Below are 16,564 nucleotides of genomic sequence, written 5' to 3' on the forward strand. Positions count from 1 at the left end.
AATATTTCATATATATTATACAATGATTATTGTAATATTTACTTAAAATATAATTTAAATCAAAAGGAGGTATGTTCATGTTGGATCCACTATTACTTGCTAGGATACAATTCGCAGCAACAACAGTGTTCCACTTCTTCTTCGTACCTATTACTATAGGTATGGTATTCTTAATCGCGATTTTTGAGAGTATTTATGTTAAAACAGGCGATGAGCATTACAAAAGAATAACTAAGTTTTTTGGGCACCTATTCCTAATTAACTTTGCAGTTGGTGTTGTAACAGGTATCTTGCAAGAGTTCCAATTTGGTATGAACTGGTCAGAATATTCTTCATTCGTAGGAGATGTATTTGGACCATCACTTGCGATAGAAGCATTACTTGCATTCTATCTTGAATCAACATTTATAGGTATTTGGATTTTCTCTTGGGAGAAAATTAATAAAAAACTACATGCAATGTGTATTTGGTTAGTAGGGATTGGTACAGTAATGTCAGCATTCTGGATTTTATCAGCTAACTCATTTATGCAACACCCAGTTGGTGTTAAATATGTAGAAAATAACGTAATTGGTACAAAAGCAGAGATGGTAGACTTCTTTGCAATTATAAAAAACCCATACTTATGGAATCAATTCCCTCACGTTATAACAATGGCAATAACTGTAGGTGCATTTACAATTGCTGGTATTGCAGCATGGAAAATGGTTCGTAAGCATGAAGTTGCAATATTTAGAAAAGCATTTAAAGTTTCAATAGTTGCTGCTTTAATAGGTTCTACAGGTTTACTATGGACAGGGCATTCACAAATGCAATATTTAGTAAGAGAATATCCTATGAAAGTTGCTGCTGCTGAGGCATTATATGAGGATACAGGAAATCCGGCACCATTCTCAGTATTAGCTAAAATTGATCAAAAACAACAAAAAGCTGATCACTATATGGAAGTACCTGGACTATTAAGTTTCTTATCATACGATAAGTTTGAAGGAAGCTTAAAAGGTATGAAAACTCTTCAAAAAGAAATGGATGAAAAATATTATCCAGTAGTTGGAAAGCATATTGATTATACACCACATGTTCCTACTATTTATTATACATTTAGAATAATGTCAGGATCAGCAGGTATTTTATTCTTAGTATCACTTCTTGGAACTATTTTCTCATTTAGAGGTACAGAAATTAAGAAACGTTGGTTCTTAAAATTAATGCCTTGGATGCTTTTAGTTGCTGAAGTTGCAACTGCTTGTGGATGGATTATGGCTGAGATGGGACGTCAACCATTCTTAATCTTCGGTGTAATGACTACTGAATCTGGAGTTTCACCAAACTCAGGAGCATCAGTACTATTCTCATTATCAGTATTCTGTGTATTATATACAATCCTTGGAATAGCACAATATGTTCTATTCAAACACATGATGAAGAAAAAAGAAGTAACTGTAAGGGAGGTAGCATAGTATGGATTGGTCAGTAGCATTACCAAATATATGGTTCTTACTAATTACAGTATTATTCACAGGGTTTTTCGTATTAGAAGGTTATGATTTTGGTGTTGGGGTACTAGCTCAACTACTTGGAAAAGATGATGTTGAAAAACGTGTTTATTTCAATACAATTGGACCTTTCTGGGATGCCAACGAAGTTTGGCTATTAACTGGAGGAGGAGCAATGTTTGCAGCATTCCCTATCTGGTACGGTAAATTATTCAGTGGATACTATATTGCCTTTGTTTTAATGTTAGTAGCATTAATCTTACGAGGTGTATCATTTGAATTTAGAGGTAAATTAGGGGATAATAGAAAATGGATTAAAGCTTGTGACTTCGCAATGTTTATTGGTAGCTTATTACCGCCAGTATTATGGGGTGTAGCTGTAGCTAACTTTATGACTGGTGCAAATCTTGACAAAGGAAAAAATCTTGTTGATGGATTCCTAGGTTTATTATCACCATTTACAATTTTAGGTGGAATAATGATGTTACTATTAATGTTAGTTCATGGAGCTCAATTCTTAGCACTAAAAACTACAGGTGAATTAAGAAATGCAGCTCGTGCTACATCAGCATTATTGTTCCCATTCGCGGCAATTGTAACATTGATATTTGCAATTTGGGCATTATTTAAAACAGATATTTTCACTGGAAATTACTACATTGGATTAATATTAGCTGTTATTGCAGTAGTATTTTTCGTAGTATCATTTGTATTAAACTTCCAAGGGAAAGATCTTAAAGCATTCTTATGTACTTCTGGTACATTAGCGTTCTTAACTTTAAGCGTCTTCGCTGGAATGTTCCCAAGAGCTATCATAAATAGTAATGATGTCACACAATCACTATTTATATATGATGCTGCTAGCGGAATTTATACACTAAGACTTATGACAATAGTTGCTTTATTCTTATTGCCATTTGTTTTAGGATACCAAGTTTGGTCATATTCTATTTTTAGAAAACGACTAACAAAAGAAGATGAATTGGAGTATTAGTCAATGAAAAAAAAGGAAGCAAAATTAAAACTTCCTGTTAAAAAAAGTCTTACATTGACACTATTAATATTATCAATAATGGAAGCAGCTTGTATAATTATACAAGCTGCTTTTTTAGCTAAAGCAATTGTAGGGCTTTTCTATAAAAATTTTGATAATGTTGTACGTGACAGTGTTCTTTTTTTAATAGGTTATACATTTAGAACTGTATTTTTACATTTACAGCAATATTACACAGAGAAACATGCTATTGATTTTGAGAAAGAACTAAGAAAAAAATTACTACAAAGTTATTTTAATTTAGGGCCTGATTTTGCTTCAAGAGAAGGTTCTGGGAAATTAGTTACTTTAGCTATTGATGGTATTGGTAAAGTAAAGCAATATTTTGAACTAAATGTTTCGAAACAAATTAGAGGAGCGATCATACCAACTCTTATAGTAATTTTTATATTCTATACAGATTATGTTTCGGCACTAATGATAATATCTGTTATACCAGTTATAGTAATTTTTATGATTTTATTAGGTATAAATGCCAGAGATATGGCGAATCGACAGTATAAAAAATATAGGGCATTATCTAACAACTTTATAGATACAATTAGAGGTGTTGAAACTCTAAAATTTTTAGGTGTAAGTAAAAACTACCTACCAATTATGGAAAAGAAAAATAAAGAGTATAGACAAAGTACAATGAAGACTTTAAGTGTGGCATTCTTAAATAGTTTTGCACTAGATTTCTTAACAACTATTGCAATTGCTCTTTTAGCTGTTAGATTAGGGATTTTACTTCTTGATGGGAGTACATTCTTATTACCCTCGTTAACCGTATTAATAATTGCGCCTGAGTTTTTCTTACCTATGAAACAGGCTGCAACCGACTATCATGCTACACTTGATGGTCAAATGGCATATGAAGATATTAATAGAATGATTATAGATAATGAAAAAAATATTAAAGAGAAAGTAACAATTGATAATGTAGAAAGCATTAAATTAGTAGATATCACCCTTGAAAAAGACGATAAAAAAATACTTGAAAATATTTCTATGTCTATAAATATGGGTGAGAAAATTTGTTTGGTTGGACAAAGTGGAAGTGGTAAAACTTCATTGATTTCAATATTATCTGGATTTAATGAACAAACTGACGGAGAAATATTAATTAACAATGAAAAAACTAATTTAAAAAATATTAATTGGGCAAATAATATTTCTTATATTTCACAGTTCCCATATATTTTTCCTGATACAATTCGAAATAATATTTTATTTTATTCAAATGAGGAAATAACTAATGAATTTTTAAATGAAGTAACTTCTTTAGTGGGATTAGATGAATTTATTAATAATCTACCTGAAGGTTATGAAACAAAGATAGGAGAAGGTGGTCAAGAATTAAGTGGTGGTCAAGCACAACGTATTGCTATAGCAAGAGCACTAATAAGTAATAGAGAAATTATTATACTTGATGAGCCTACAAGTCACTTAGACATAGAAACAGAATTCGAAATTAAAGAGAAGTTATTAGAATTATTTAAAGGAAGAACAGTTATTATAGCGACGCACAGACTGCATTGGTTGCATAATGTTGATTATGTTTTAAATTTAGAACATGGAAAAGTTGTAGATTTTGAAAAAGTTATAGATTTTAAAAATAGTCCTCGCTTTAAAAAATTAAAAAATAATTTAGTAGGAGGTGGCTACAGTGAAAAATAATTCTATTATTAGAAAAGAGTTAAAAAACAATAAAAATATGATGAGTGCTGTAGTCTTTTTAGGACTGATGTCAGTTGTTAGTGGAGCAGCATTAATGTATGTTTCAGGTTTTCTAATTAGTAAATCTTCTCTTAGAATTGGTAATATACTTATGCTGCAAGTACCAACAGTTCTGACTAGAACATTTTCACTAGCTCAGTCAACATTTGCCTATGTACAGAGGCTGCTAAGCCACAATTTAGTTTTAGGTATTATTGAAAAGATGCGTAGCAGAGTATATAAGATTTTGGAACCTAAGGCTTTAAAACTAAAAAAAGAGTATAAGTCAGGTGATTTATTAGGTTTAATATCTGAAGATATTGAACATATGCAAAATATTTATTTAAAAACTATTTTCCCTAGTATTATCTCATTAATATTATATGTAATTTTTGTCACAGTAATGTTTGGTTACGATATGAACTATGCAATATTAGCACTATTATTTGGATTATTCATTATATTTGTTGTACCATTTGCTTCACTAACTGTAACTAGAAATAATTTCCAATTAATGAAAGAAGCAAAATATAATCTTTACCGTGACTTTACAAGTGCAATTTTTGGATTAAGTGATTGGATTTCTTCTAATAAAGTAAATGAATTTATGGATGATTATCAGCTTAAAGAAGAGAAGTTACTAAAAAGAGAAAGAAAAATTAAAACTTTTGTACACTTAAGAGAAAACTTTGTTAATTTACTAGCAGGTATAACTGCATTTCTAATGATTTACAGTTGTTGGAACATGACTATAAATAATGTAATAGAAAATGTATATATTGCATCATTTTGTATGATGGTGCTTTCGGTATTAAGTGTTTCGGTAATGACTAGTGATGCCGTTTCACATATTCCAGGTTACGAAGTATCTATAAATCGTGTAAAAGATTTCTATGAACAAGAGAGTGATGAAAATAAAGAAATCATTGATTTAAAAAATACAGATGGTAATATTATTGATATAAAAGATTTATCTTTTGAATATGAAGAAGGAAAAAGTATCTTAAATAATATTTCATTAACAATTAAAAAAGGTGAAAAGGTAGCTATTCTTGGAAGAAGTGGAGTAGGTAAATCTACATTAGTCAAACTTCTTACAGGTACCTATTCTGACTATAAAGGTGAGATTATAGTACTAAACAAAAAACCTAATGAATCTATGTTAGGAACTGACATTTCATTATTAAATCAGAAACCATATCTTTTTGATATGACTATTAGAGAAAACCTTAAACTTTCTTTATTAGATTCAGATATCGATGAATCACAAATTGATCAAAAAATTAATGATAGTTTAGAAAAGTCACAGTTAACTAATCTAATTAATAATTTACCAGAAGGAATTGATACAAATGTTTTTGAAACAGGAAGTAGATTTTCTGGGGGAGAACGTCAGCGTATAGCTTTTGCTAGAAGTATTATTCAAAATAATGAATTATTATTATTAGACGAGCCTACTGTTGGACTAGATCCAAAAACAGAGCATGAATTATTAACTACTATTTTTGAATCTAGTAAAGACAAGACTATTGTTTGGATTACACATCATTTAAATTCAATTGAATATATGGATAGAATAATATTCATAAAAGATGGAGAAATTGAAATGGATGGTAGTCATAGAGAATTATATGAGAATAATGAAAAATATAAAAAATTATACGATATGGATAATATAAAATAAAGAGATATCAAGGTGAGACTTTGATGTCTCTTTATTCTTAAATTGGATTTAGTTTACTTATATATAATCTATATTTTGTGTTATAATATTATAGTTAGAATGAAATTTAATAATGTTTGTTAAATATTTACTAATAGTTAGAGGTAGCAAATGAAAAAGAAGAATAAAATAATAATACAAGGTGCAAGAGAAAATAATTTAAAAAATATAAATTTAGAAATACCTCGTGATCAGTTCGTCGTAATTACAGGACTTAGCGGGAGTGGGAAAAGTTCGTTAGCTTTTGATACTATATATGCAGAAGGACAACGTCGATATGTTGAAAGCTTAAGCGCATATGCTAGACAATTTTTAGGTAATATAGAGAAACCTGATGTTGATTTAATAGAAGGATTATCTCCAGCAATATCAATAAATCAAAAAACAACTTCGAAAAATCCAAGATCAACTGTGGCGACTGTCACTGAAATTTATGATTATCTTAGATTATTATATGCAAGAATTGGTGAAATTTATTGTCCTAATCATCATGAAAAAATCGAGAGTAGCTCAATAAGTCAAATAGTAGATTCCATTATGGAAATGCCTGAGAGAAGTAGAATACAAATAGTTTCACCAATTGTAAAAGAGAAAAAAGGAACACATAAAAAATTAATTGATAAACTAATTAAAGAGGGGTATATTAGATTTAAAATTAATGATGATTTGTATGAAGTTGGTGATATTCCGGAATTAGATAAAAATAAAAAGCACTCTATAAGTGTAATTATTGATAGAATAGTTATAAAAGAAGGTATAGAAACAAGACTAGCGGATTCACTAGAAACATCACTTAATTTATCTAACAATGATTTAGTTGAAATAGATGATGTTAAAGAAAATACGACCCAATTATTCTCAACAAAATATAGTTGTAAACATTGTGATTTTACTTTAGGTGATTTAGAACCTAGAATTTTTTCTTTTAATAACCCTCAAGGTGCGTGTCCTGATTGTGATGGTCTAGGAATGCATGAAACAGTTGATGTTAATAAAATTATACAGAAGGATTTATCGATAAATGATGGAGCAATTATAGTATATAATAATGCAACATCAACTTATTATCCTAGTTTAATAAAATGTGTATGTGAACACTTTAAGATAGATATGAATCTTCCTTTTAAAGAATTATCAAAAGAGAAACAAGACATTATTTTGTATGGTAATAAAAATGAGGAAATTAAACATACTTATATAAATGATGATGGTGTACAACGTACAAGATTTGTTTATTTTGAAGGTGTAGCAAATAATATTTTTAGACGCTACAAATCTGGTATGACAAAAGCTACAAGAGAAGCAATGTCTAAATATATAAAAGAAGATTTATGTAATAGCTGTAAAGGTCAACGTTTAAAACCTGAGATATTATCAGTATATGTTTCAGGAAAAAATATTGCAGATATTTGTAAGATGTCAATTCAAGATAGTTATAAATTTTTCAATGAGATTCAATTAAGTGAAAAAGATTATACTATTGCAAAATTAGTATTAAAAGAAATTAAATCAAGGTTGCAATTCCTAAATGATGTAGGACTAGATTATCTAACACTTGACAGAGCTTCAGGAACACTTTCTGGTGGTGAAGCACAGCGAATTCGACTTGCGACACAAATAGGTTCAAAATTAATGGGTGTAACTTATATACTTGATGAACCTTCAATTGGACTTCACCAGAGAGACAATGAAAAGCTTATTAATACTATGTTATCAATGCGTGATTTAGGTAACACTGTATTAGTAGTGGAGCATGATGAAGAAACAATGTTAGCATGTGATTATATAATTGACATAGGACCAAAAGCAGGAGAGCAAGGTGGAGAAGTAGTTGCAGTAGGAACACCAAAAGAAGTTATGAGAAATAAAAAATCTATAACTGGAGCATACTTATCAGGAAGAAAAAAAATTGAAGTTCCTACAGTACGTCGTGAAGGTAACGGAAACTTTATTGAAATTAATAGAGCTAAGAAAAATAATCTAAAAGATATATCAGTAAGATTTCCACTTGGTAAGTTTATTGGAGTAACTGGAGTTTCAGGTAGTGGTAAGTCAACATTAGTAAATGAAATCTTATTTAATTCTGTAAAAAATATTTTAAATAAAGAAAATATTGATTCAACAGTAGTTAAATCAGTTAAGGGTGTTGAGGGGAATATTGATAAAATTATTGATATTGATCAAAGCCCAATAGGAAGAACGCCAAGAAGTAATCCTGCAACATACACTGGAGTTTTTGACGATATTAGAGATTTGTTTGCAAGTACTAACGAATCGAAATTACGTGGATACAAAAAAGGTAGATTTAGTTTTAATGTAAAAGGTGGCCGTTGTGAGGCCTGCACAGGAGATGGTATTCTAAAAATAGAGATGCATTTTCTACCTGATGTTTATGTGCCATGTGAAATATGTAAAGGTAAAAGATACAATAGAGAAACTTTAGAGGTTAAATATAAAGGTAAGAGTATAAGTGACGTTTTAGACATGACTATAAAAGAAGCATATGAATTTTTTGAAAATATACCTAAGATTAAAAATAAGCTTGAAACACTTGTTAATGTTGGTCTAGATTACATAAGGTTAGGGCAAAGTGCTACGACCTTATCTGGAGGAGAAGCACAACGTGTAAAACTTGCAAGTGAATTGTATAAAAAGTCTACGGGAAAAACTCTTTATATACTAGACGAACCAACTACTGGATTACATATAGATGATATTAGCAGATTAATAAAAATTATAGATAAATTAGTTGATGGTGGTAATACGGTAATTGTCATTGAACATAACCTTGATGTAATAAAATGCTGTGATCATTTAATTGATTTAGGTCCTGAAGGTGGAATAGGTGGAGGAACAATTTTAGATGAATGCACACCGGAAAAATTAATTGAAAATAAGCAAAGTTACACCGGAAAATTTTTGAAAAATATATTGTAAAAAATATTAAATAATATTTTTTATTATAGTTTTTAAAGTCATAAATAAGTAAAATATTTTCTTGTTTATTAAAACCTATTTACATAAACAACAAATAATAAACCGAAAATATTTTTGATAAATATAGTATAAAATTAAATAAATTTTGATATTGTCTAAACAACTTAGTTATGGTAAAATATAAGTAACAACTGGAGCACATGTATGACTTGCTATACATTCGGGCCTAACACTTTTTAATAGGGAATGAGAATCGCTTATTAGTATAAAATGCTTCCTTGAGAAGACTTTAGAAGGTAAGGCTATCATACCCACCTGATTATATCAGGACCAATTAAGGCAAGATACTACGGTGCTTTGGTTTTTTTAGACTGGTAGAATAATCCGGTCTTTTTTAATTTTAAATAATATTAATGGAGTAAGAAATGTTACATCAATTTTCAAGAAATGAGTTAATTATAGGAACTCAAGGATTAGAGATATTAAAAGATAAAAGAGTAGGAATCCTTGGAATTGGAGGAGTCGGTTCATTTGCTGCAGAAGCATTAGCGCGTTCTGGGATAGGTTCATTAGTACTTATGGACAAGGATGATATCGATATAACTAATGTGAATAGGCAAATACATGCAACTACAAAAACTGTTGGTTGCAGTAAAGTACAAGAAATGAAAAAAAGAATACTTGATATTAATCCTGATTGTGAAGTTATTGCCATACAAGACTTTTATACTGAAGAAACATTCAATGTATTTTATGAAAAAAAATTAGATTTTGTTATAGATGCTTGTGATACTGTAACTTTTAAAATTCATTTAATCAAGTATTGTTTAAAAAATAATATAAAGTTTATAAGTGTTATGGGTTCAGCAAACAAAATGGATCCTACAAAATTTAAGGTAGCAGATTTACAAAAAACTACAGTTTGTCCACTAGCAAAAGTTATAAGAACAAAATTAAAAAAAGAAAGAGTGACAGGAAAAATACCTGTAGTGTACTCTACAGAAAGTCCAACAAAAGCCAATAAAGAATATTTAAGCAAAATAGGTAAACAGGATTCTGAAATTCGTAAGGCAAAAATACCTCCTGCATCAAATGCGTTTTGTCCATCTGTAGCAGGATTAATTGCAGCAAATTATGTATATGTTAATTTATTAGAAAATATAAAAATATTAACAATAGAAAAACCAGAATAAAAATTAAAAGCAACGCTTTCATTAGCGTTGCTTTTCTTTGGTTAAAGGTTGACATATACATCTTTTCGAGATTTTCTGTAAACTTTACATGAAATTCGAAAATAATATTATTTGCATTTTCATAAAAAAAAATCTCAAAAATTTATAATTTTATTTGATTTTTTATATCAAACATTGTATAATAATTATAGATGAGAAAGGAGGATTACTTTGAAGAATAAAGGAACATTACTGGCACAAAATCTTAAAAAGCTTCGAAAAATGAACAATTACTCTATGTCAGCGGTAGCAGATAAGCTAGAGTTGTCATCTCATGGTGTATATGCTAACTGGGAATACGGCAGAAACGAACCCAATGTTGCTACTCTAGTATCTATTGCGAAATTATATAATGTCACAATAGATGAGTTAGTGGGCTACAAAACTGAAAAAGTAGAACGTTCAGAGTTAGAAGGTACACACTTTGAAGTAATTGATATGATTAAGGCTTTAGATAGCGAAGATTGTAAACTAGTAGAAGAAGTTTTAAGAAGATTTAGGGGATATTCTTTTTCTAGGCACTTGAATCTATAAAATAAATTCAAATTACTTAGGCTATATGGGTTATATGTAGTATATTAAATTAATAGTTTGAGATATAGGCTAGGTTAAAAAAATAACTTAGCCTATATTTTCTTTTTCTTTAAGGATAAAGGGCGTGATAACTATAAATACAAAAAATTTGATGATGAAGATTTTAAATGAAGCCATAGAAAAGAAAGCCAGTGATATCCATATTTATCCGAATATAACAGGATATTCCTTTATAAAACTCAGAGTAATGGGGAATCTGAGTAAATATGAAAAATATTCTAATAGGGAGTTAGAAGCAGTTATTTCATTATTGAAATATAATGCTAATATAGACATTTCAAGAAATAAAGAACCACAAAGTGGTAAGTTTGTTTATAGGCTCTTAGGTAAAGAATATTATCTAAGAGTTTCTACTTTACCTTTAAGTGAATTATTTGAAGGTTGTGTAGTGAGAATTTTTACAAATGAAATTGAAGATGTTAAATATAGTATATTTTCAAAAGATAATATATTTATAGATAGACTTGCTTCAAAAGCAAATGGTCTTATACTCTTTTCAGGACCAACAGGGAGTGGTAAGTCAACATCAATGTATAAATTGGCAAGTAGATGTGCTCAATTAGGGAAACAAGTACTTACAATTGAAGATCCTGTAGAAAAAAATATTAATAATTTGATTCAAATGCAGATTAATGAGAAAGCAGGGATAACCTATGAAAATGCTTTGAAATCAATGTTACGATGTGATCCAGATGTTCTTGTAGTTGGAGAAGTTCGAGATTATAAAACTGCGGGACAAGTTATAACATCTACTTTTTCTGGACATTTAGTTTTGAGTACAATTCATGCAGAAAATTCTATAGGTGTGATAAATAGGTTAAGGGATTTAAATTTATCACATGAAGATATAAAACAAACTATAATCTGTATTGTCTCTCAAAGATTAGTTAGATTAACTAACAATAAAAGGGGATTAATTACCGAAATATTAACAAAAGAAGAAATTCAAAATTATATTGATAATAAAATTAGAAATAATAATTCTTTACAACATAAATTTAATATAGCCTATGAGAAGGAGATAATATCGCTTAATGAAAAAGAAAAATGGGGATATTAGCAAAATTCTTGATGAAGAGAATAAAATCTATTTTATTCAAAGGTTATCTGAATTAATCGAGCATGGTTATATGCTTGAAGATTCAATTGAATTTCTATTGTTTCAATATGATGTTTCTTTAGAAAAAATTGACAGTTTAAAATTAGAGCTCTCTCATGGTAAAAAATTATCGGATTTATTAAGATATCTAGGATATTCTACATTTGTTACAAGCAAAATGAAGTTTGCAGAAGATTATGGTAGCATAGAAGATATGCTTTTAGAAATTGAAAATTATCTAAGAATAAAAAAAGAACAAAAAGAAAAAGTAATAAAAACTTTAAGATATCCTTTAATTCTTACCATTGCATTAATTACTTTAATCATGGTATTTAACTTGTTAGTAATTCCGCAGTTTGAAAATATTTATACATCATCTAGTATAAAAATGGATATTCAAACGATTCTTCTAATAAAAATTATTTATTACACCCCTAAAATTATATCTATTATAGTGATCTTGTCAATAATAGTATTAGTTTATATGATATATATATATAAATATAGGAAGAATATATTTTTAAATACACTTATGTATATTCCAAAAATAAGAGTTTATGCTAGACTATATTATTCATATAAATTCACTTTGGAATTGAGTTTATTTCTAATGAGCGGTTTTTCATTAAAAACTGCATTAGAAGTTATTATAGAAGAAAACTATGACTATTATTTGACCTATTTTTCTAAAAAAATAATGAGAGATTTAGATAAAGGACTTAGCTTTGAAGAAGCAATTGCCAGTATTAAGTTTTTTGATAAATCAGTAGAAAAATTTGTAATTCATGGTATAAATAATGGATTAATTGATAGGGAGTTGAAATTGTTTAGTGAATTAATGTTAGATACTTTTTTAACATCACTAGATAAAATGTTAAGAAAATTTCAGCCAGTGTTATTTGCTATATTAGCATTTGTAATAATAGGTTTATATATGGTTATACTAATGCCTATATTTAATATGGCAAGTTCGCTGAAATAAGGAGAGAAATATGACAAAGAAAGTTCTTAAAATTAAAGGTAAAGAAGCTTTCACGCTTATAGAGATGTTGATAGTCTTATTTATCATAGCAATACTACTTATTTTAATTATTCCTAATATAACAAAAAATATAGATAGTGCTAAAGATAAAAGTTCAGAAGCATATGAAAAGACTGTTCAATCACAAGTTACTGCTTATGAAATTAATGAAAAAGATCCTGATGTAACATTCGATAAGTTAGTAAATAAACATTATTTAGAAGGCCCAGTAGAAAAGGCGAGTAAAGCCCCTAATGGGAAACAAATAATAATTTCAAATGGAAAAGCTACATTACAGAGATAATTCAGCATTTAGTTTAATTGAAATGATGGCTGTATTATTTATAGTAGGTATTTTAATAATCATTTTATCGATGATTACTATATCTAATTATTCTAAGTATAAGGATAGGATGGCGTTAAATGAAGTTATTTCTGATATATACCTCGTTCAAACAGACAGTTTAAAAAGTAACAATTCTTACATTGATTTTTTTACTAGAGATAATGAGTATATTGTTTATTCAAATGGCAAAAAAGTATGGAAAAAAATACCACGTGGTGGTAGGACATTACTTAATGGAAACACAATTAGATTGAAATATAGACATGGTAATTTGGTTTCAAAAGCTAATACTATAGATGTAAAACTATCATCATGTAAATATAGGGTAATAGTTCATTTAGATTCAGGATATATTACTGTAGATGAAGTCTAGAAATAATGGTTTTACATTTATAGAGATAATGGCTGCTTTGTTTATATGTTCATTAATATTTGTTTATTTGATACCAAATATGGTAAAACAATATTCTAATTTATCAAAAGCAGAAAAAGAATTAGAGATGCGAGAACTTCTTTATGAAGAAATAAGTAATCATAAAGGTCAGAAACATTTTAAAGTAAGAAGAGAAAGCTATGTGATAATAGTTAGTGGAAATAGAGCTGAAATATATGATGAGAAAACAAGGAATAAGATTAAGTATGGGTAGAAAAAATGATGGTTTTACTCTAATAGAATTGATAGTATCTTTATTTTTATTAACTATCTTATCAGTGCTTCTTATGTTAATATTAGAAACTACTGTTAAAACATCAAAAAGATTTATGAATTATACAGATTATGAATATGCTTTAGCACATAAAAAAATTTTTGAAATCTATAATGCAAGTAATGTGGTTGATAGGTTTAGCAATCACATCGTTATGGAATCAAAAGATAATAAAGAAGAAGTATTACTAATCTTTAGGGGAGATAGAGTATTCCTAGAAAAAAAGAAAAATACAAATTCGTATGTAGGCAATATTTTACTTTTAAAAAAATTAAAAGGGTATTCTATAAACCAAGATGGAAATTTATTAAAGATAAGTATAATTGATAGAAATAACAAAAAGCGTATTTTACATCTAAAATTAAAAAATAATAAATAAATATTAAACAACAGAATAAATAAGTAAAAATACTATTAAATAGAGAAGATTTAATTTAAGTAAAGTAAAGTGGTGGTACAAAAAACTTAAAAAATCCTCCCTAAATAAAGAACTCCAACACAAGAAAGAGATGTAAATATGAATAAAGAAGGAAATGCTATTATAATTTCAATAATGACATTACTTTTTGTCATAATTGTTATGTTTAGCATAATAGGAATATACATAAATAAATTTTATAGTATAAAAAGTTTAAATGATTATTATGATAAAAATATAGTATTACAATTGAAAATTAATAATTCTAAATAATGGAAAATACGGCTTTAAAAGATATAGGTTTTAAAGCTGTATTTTTTAATGATATCTAACATATATTTATTGCTTTGTTTAGGCAAATAGTTTAAAATGTTATTATATTATGTGTAATAAGTTAAAGGAGAATATTAATGAGTAAAAAATCTATTTTAGCATTGACAGTAGTAGGAATAGGTGCTTTAGCGACAGTAGCTATTTTTACTAAAAATGATCAAATCAATAAAGAAGATGAACAAAAAATAAAAGAATCAAAAGAATATCTTGAATCTAAGGGTTATGTAATTAGTAGAAATGGTTTTCCTATAAATGGATTTGATTTTCTTTCCGTTTCAAGTTTACCAACATATTATAAAGTAGCTAAAACAGTAGCTAAGTATGTATTATAGACTATGTTTATTCCAGAAAAGAATTATTCATTTTATGAAGCGGAACCTAAAGGTAAATTAACAATAAAAAAATTCTGTAAGGAAATGTATTATAGGATAATGTATGATGAAATTTCGTTATTATCAGCAAATTTGAGCTATTATTTTATATTATCTTTATTTCCTATGTTGATAGTTGCAGTGGCATTAACACCTTACTTTAACATAGATCAGAAGTTTTTACTTGATAAAATTCAAAGTTTTGCACCTGGTGAATTAGGTGATTTTATATTTGGAATGATTTCTGAAGTATTAAATAGTAAAAATAATAATACTATTATTACCTTAGGTATTGTATTTACCTTATGGTCTGCATCAAATGGTATTTATGGTATAATTATAGCATTTAACAATGCATTTAGAGTAAGAGACGGAAGGATATGGATAGTAACTAAGTTAATAAGTATATTATTTACTGTATTGTTTTTAGTAGGTATGTTTCTAGTTTTAGCTCTAGTGGTTTTTGGAAAACAACTTACATATTTACTATTTCATAAGTTAAACTTAGATGAAGGTTTTTATAATGTATGGTCATATTTGAGCTATAGTTTTCCAATTATGTTTACTTTTATAGTTTTCGTATTTTTATATATATTAGGTCCTAATTTACGCTTGAAATTAATTAGCATTTTCCCAGGAGCTGTATTTTCTACAATTTCTTGGACACTTGTCAGTAGATTATTTGGATATTACATTGATCATTTTTCAAGTTATATTAAAACCTACGGAACAATTGGAGCATTAATGGCGTTTATTATCTGGCTATATATTACAGGTTATATTTTAATTTTGGGTGCAGAAATTAATGCTATTTTTCATAATTATAAAGTTGAACACAGGGTTTTTGAAGAGACACATACGATCGAATAAAATAATGACAGGGTTGATTATTCAATCCTGTCATTATTCTTAAGGTCAATATTATGTTAAAATTTTTAAACTTATAGTATAATAAATTCATAACTAGTAATTAATTTAGTAATTATGAAAGGTAATATATAATATGATAAAAGAAGTATATTTAGCAGGTGGATGTTTTTGGGGAGTAGAAGGATATTTTGCTCAATTAAATGGTGTAATTGAGACAAAAGTAGGTTATAGTAATGGTCAGACAGAAAAAACAAATTATAATTTAATTAAGTCGACTGACCATGCAGAAGTTATTTACTTAAAATATAATGATGAAATACTACCATTAACTGATGTTTTACGTCATTATTTTAGAATTATTGACCCTACTAGTGTTAACAAGCAAGGGGGGGATGTTGGACGTCAATATAGAACAGGAATATATTATATTGACGAAGATACAGCTGAAATAGCAAGACAGTTTATTGATGAACTGCAGAAAAAAATTGATAAGAAAATAGTTGTTGAAGTTGAAAAAGTAAACAATTATATAGATGCTGAAGAATATCATCAAAAATATCTTGAAAAAAATCCAACAGGTTATTGCCATGTTGATTTAAGCTTAGCTAAGAAAAGTTTATAATTAACAGTTTAAAACTAAGAAATGTTTTGAAAAAAAATAAAAA

General features: G+C 28.0%; 16 protein-coding genes and 1 other RNA gene. All 17 read left to right on the plus strand.

Going from position 1 to position 16,564, the window contains the following annotated elements; genetic code table 11:
* Positions 1-77 precede the first annotated feature (77 nt).
* The 17 genes from T369_RS0103590 (at position 78) to msrA (ending at position 16,521) form a co-directional block, all read left to right on the plus strand.
* The gene (locus tag T369_RS0103590; protein ID WP_035496344.1) at positions 78-1,460 is read left to right on the plus strand and encodes a cytochrome ubiquinol oxidase subunit I; all 1,383 of its coding nucleotides are present in this window, start codon (positions 78-80) and stop codon (positions 1,458-1,460) included.
* A 1-nt stretch (position 1,461) separates the two neighbouring features.
* Positions 1,462-2,490, plus strand: a complete 1,029-nt coding sequence (gene cydB, locus T369_RS0103595) for a cytochrome d ubiquinol oxidase subunit II (protein ID WP_031551833.1) — start codon at positions 1,462-1,464, stop codon at positions 2,488-2,490.
* A 3-nt stretch (positions 2,491-2,493) separates the two neighbouring features.
* Entirely contained in the window at positions 2,494-4,209 is a 1,716-nt protein-coding gene (gene cydD / locus T369_RS0103600; RefSeq protein ID WP_031551835.1) for a thiol reductant ABC exporter subunit CydD, read from the plus strand.
* Positions 4,199-5,932: a thiol reductant ABC exporter subunit CydC gene (gene cydC / locus T369_RS0103605; RefSeq protein ID WP_031551837.1), complete on the plus strand. Its 1,734-nt coding sequence runs from the start codon at positions 4,199-4,201 to the stop codon at positions 5,930-5,932. The genes cydD and cydC overlap by 11 nt, the downstream gene beginning before the upstream one ends.
* A 150-nt stretch (positions 5,933-6,082) precedes the next feature.
* A complete protein-coding gene (uvrA, locus tag T369_RS0103610) occupies positions 6,083-8,908 on the plus strand; it encodes an excinuclease ABC subunit UvrA (protein WP_031551839.1) in 2,826 nt (941 codons plus the stop codon).
* 185 nt (positions 8,909-9,093) lie between these two features.
* A non-coding RNA gene (gene ssrS, locus T369_RS09085) (6S RNA) lies at positions 9,094-9,276 on the plus strand.
* A gap of 57 nt (positions 9,277-9,333) precedes the next feature.
* Positions 9,334-10,101, plus strand: coding sequence for a tRNA threonylcarbamoyladenosine dehydratase (locus tag T369_RS0103615; RefSeq protein ID WP_031551840.1), 768 nt, complete (start codon positions 9,334-9,336; stop codon positions 10,099-10,101).
* Between the two features lie 210 nt (positions 10,102-10,311).
* Positions 10,312-10,674: a helix-turn-helix domain-containing protein gene (locus T369_RS0103620; RefSeq protein ID WP_006364880.1), complete on the plus strand. Its 363-nt coding sequence runs from the start codon at positions 10,312-10,314 to the stop codon at positions 10,672-10,674.
* Between the two features lie 124 nt (positions 10,675-10,798).
* Complete coding sequence (comGA, locus tag T369_RS0103625) at positions 10,799-11,794, plus strand: competence type IV pilus ATPase ComGA (protein WP_031551844.1); 996 nt, start codon at positions 10,799-10,801, stop codon at positions 11,792-11,794.
* Positions 11,769-12,815, plus strand: a complete 1,047-nt coding sequence (comGB, locus tag T369_RS0103630; protein WP_031551847.1) for a competence type IV pilus assembly protein ComGB — start codon at positions 11,769-11,771, stop codon at positions 12,813-12,815. The genes comGA and comGB overlap by 26 nt, the downstream gene beginning before the upstream one ends.
* A gap of 10 nt (positions 12,816-12,825) precedes the next feature.
* Complete coding sequence (comGC, locus tag T369_RS0103635; protein ID WP_031551850.1) at positions 12,826-13,158, plus strand: competence type IV pilus major pilin ComGC; 333 nt, start codon at positions 12,826-12,828, stop codon at positions 13,156-13,158.
* Entirely contained in the window at positions 13,133-13,573 is a 441-nt protein-coding gene (locus T369_RS0103640) for a prepilin-type N-terminal cleavage/methylation domain-containing protein (RefSeq protein WP_031551853.1), read from the plus strand. The genes comGC and T369_RS0103640 overlap by 26 nt, the downstream gene beginning before the upstream one ends.
* Positions 13,563-13,847, plus strand: coding sequence for a type II secretion system protein (locus T369_RS0103645; protein WP_031551856.1), 285 nt, complete (start codon positions 13,563-13,565; stop codon positions 13,845-13,847). The genes T369_RS0103640 and T369_RS0103645 overlap by 11 nt, the downstream gene beginning before the upstream one ends.
* On the plus strand, positions 13,840-14,286 hold the full coding sequence (locus T369_RS0103650; RefSeq protein ID WP_233417878.1) for a prepilin-type N-terminal cleavage/methylation domain-containing protein: 447 nt from the start codon (positions 13,840-13,842) through the stop codon (positions 14,284-14,286). The genes T369_RS0103645 and T369_RS0103650 overlap by 8 nt, the downstream gene beginning before the upstream one ends.
* Before the next feature lie 449 nt (positions 14,287-14,735).
* Positions 14,736-14,990, plus strand: coding sequence for a hypothetical protein (locus T369_RS0103660; RefSeq protein ID WP_031551860.1), 255 nt, complete (start codon positions 14,736-14,738; stop codon positions 14,988-14,990).
* A 3-nt stretch (positions 14,991-14,993) separates the two neighbouring features.
* The gene (locus T369_RS0103665) at positions 14,994-15,899 is read left to right on the plus strand and encodes a YihY/virulence factor BrkB family protein (RefSeq protein WP_031551862.1); all 906 of its coding nucleotides are present in this window, start codon (positions 14,994-14,996) and stop codon (positions 15,897-15,899) included.
* 133 nt (positions 15,900-16,032) lie between these two features.
* Entirely contained in the window at positions 16,033-16,521 is a 489-nt protein-coding gene (msrA, locus tag T369_RS0103670; RefSeq protein ID WP_031551864.1) for a peptide-methionine (S)-S-oxide reductase MsrA, read from the plus strand.
* Positions 16,522-16,564: the final 43 nt, after the last annotated feature.

This window comes from Gemella sanguinis ATCC 700632, from assembly GCF_000701685.1.
In the GTDB taxonomy this organism is placed as follows: domain Bacteria; phylum Bacillota; class Bacilli; order Staphylococcales; family Gemellaceae; genus Gemella; species Gemella sanguinis.

Bases quoted from the DNA above. Each gene is read 5' to 3' on its own strand.
- T369_RS0103590 (WP_035496344.1), top strand. From the start codon at position 78: ATGTTGGATCCACTATTACTTGCTAGGATACAATTCGCAGCAACAACA.
- cydB (WP_031551833.1), top strand. From the start codon at position 1,462: ATGGATTGGTCAGTAGCATTACCAAATATATGGTTCTTACTAATTACA.
- cydD (WP_031551835.1), top strand. From the start codon at position 2,494: ATGAAAAAAAAGGAAGCAAAATTAAAACTTCCTGTTAAAAAAAGTCTT.
- uvrA (WP_031551839.1), top strand. From the start codon at position 6,083: ATGAAAAAGAAGAATAAAATAATAATACAAGGTGCAAGAGAAAATAAT.
- T369_RS0103615 (WP_031551840.1), top strand. From the start codon at position 9,334: ATGTTACATCAATTTTCAAGAAATGAGTTAATTATAGGAACTCAAGGA.
- comGB (WP_031551847.1), top strand. From the start codon at position 11,769: ATGAAAAAGAAAAATGGGGATATTAGCAAAATTCTTGATGAAGAGAAT.
- comGC (WP_031551850.1), top strand. From the start codon at position 12,826: ATGACAAAGAAAGTTCTTAAAATTAAAGGTAAAGAAGCTTTCACGCTT.
- T369_RS0103640 (WP_031551853.1), top strand. From the start codon at position 13,133: ATGGAAAAGCTACATTACAGAGATAATTCAGCATTTAGTTTAATTGAA.
- T369_RS0103645 (WP_031551856.1), top strand. From the start codon at position 13,563: ATGAAGTCTAGAAATAATGGTTTTACATTTATAGAGATAATGGCTGCT.
- T369_RS0103650 (WP_233417878.1), top strand. From the start codon at position 13,840: ATGGGTAGAAAAAATGATGGTTTTACTCTAATAGAATTGATAGTATCT.
- T369_RS0103660 (WP_031551860.1), top strand. From the start codon at position 14,736: ATGAGTAAAAAATCTATTTTAGCATTGACAGTAGTAGGAATAGGTGCT.
- T369_RS0103665 (WP_031551862.1), top strand. From the start codon at position 14,994: ATGTTTATTCCAGAAAAGAATTATTCATTTTATGAAGCGGAACCTAAA.
- msrA (WP_031551864.1), top strand. From the start codon at position 16,033: ATGATAAAAGAAGTATATTTAGCAGGTGGATGTTTTTGGGGAGTAGAA.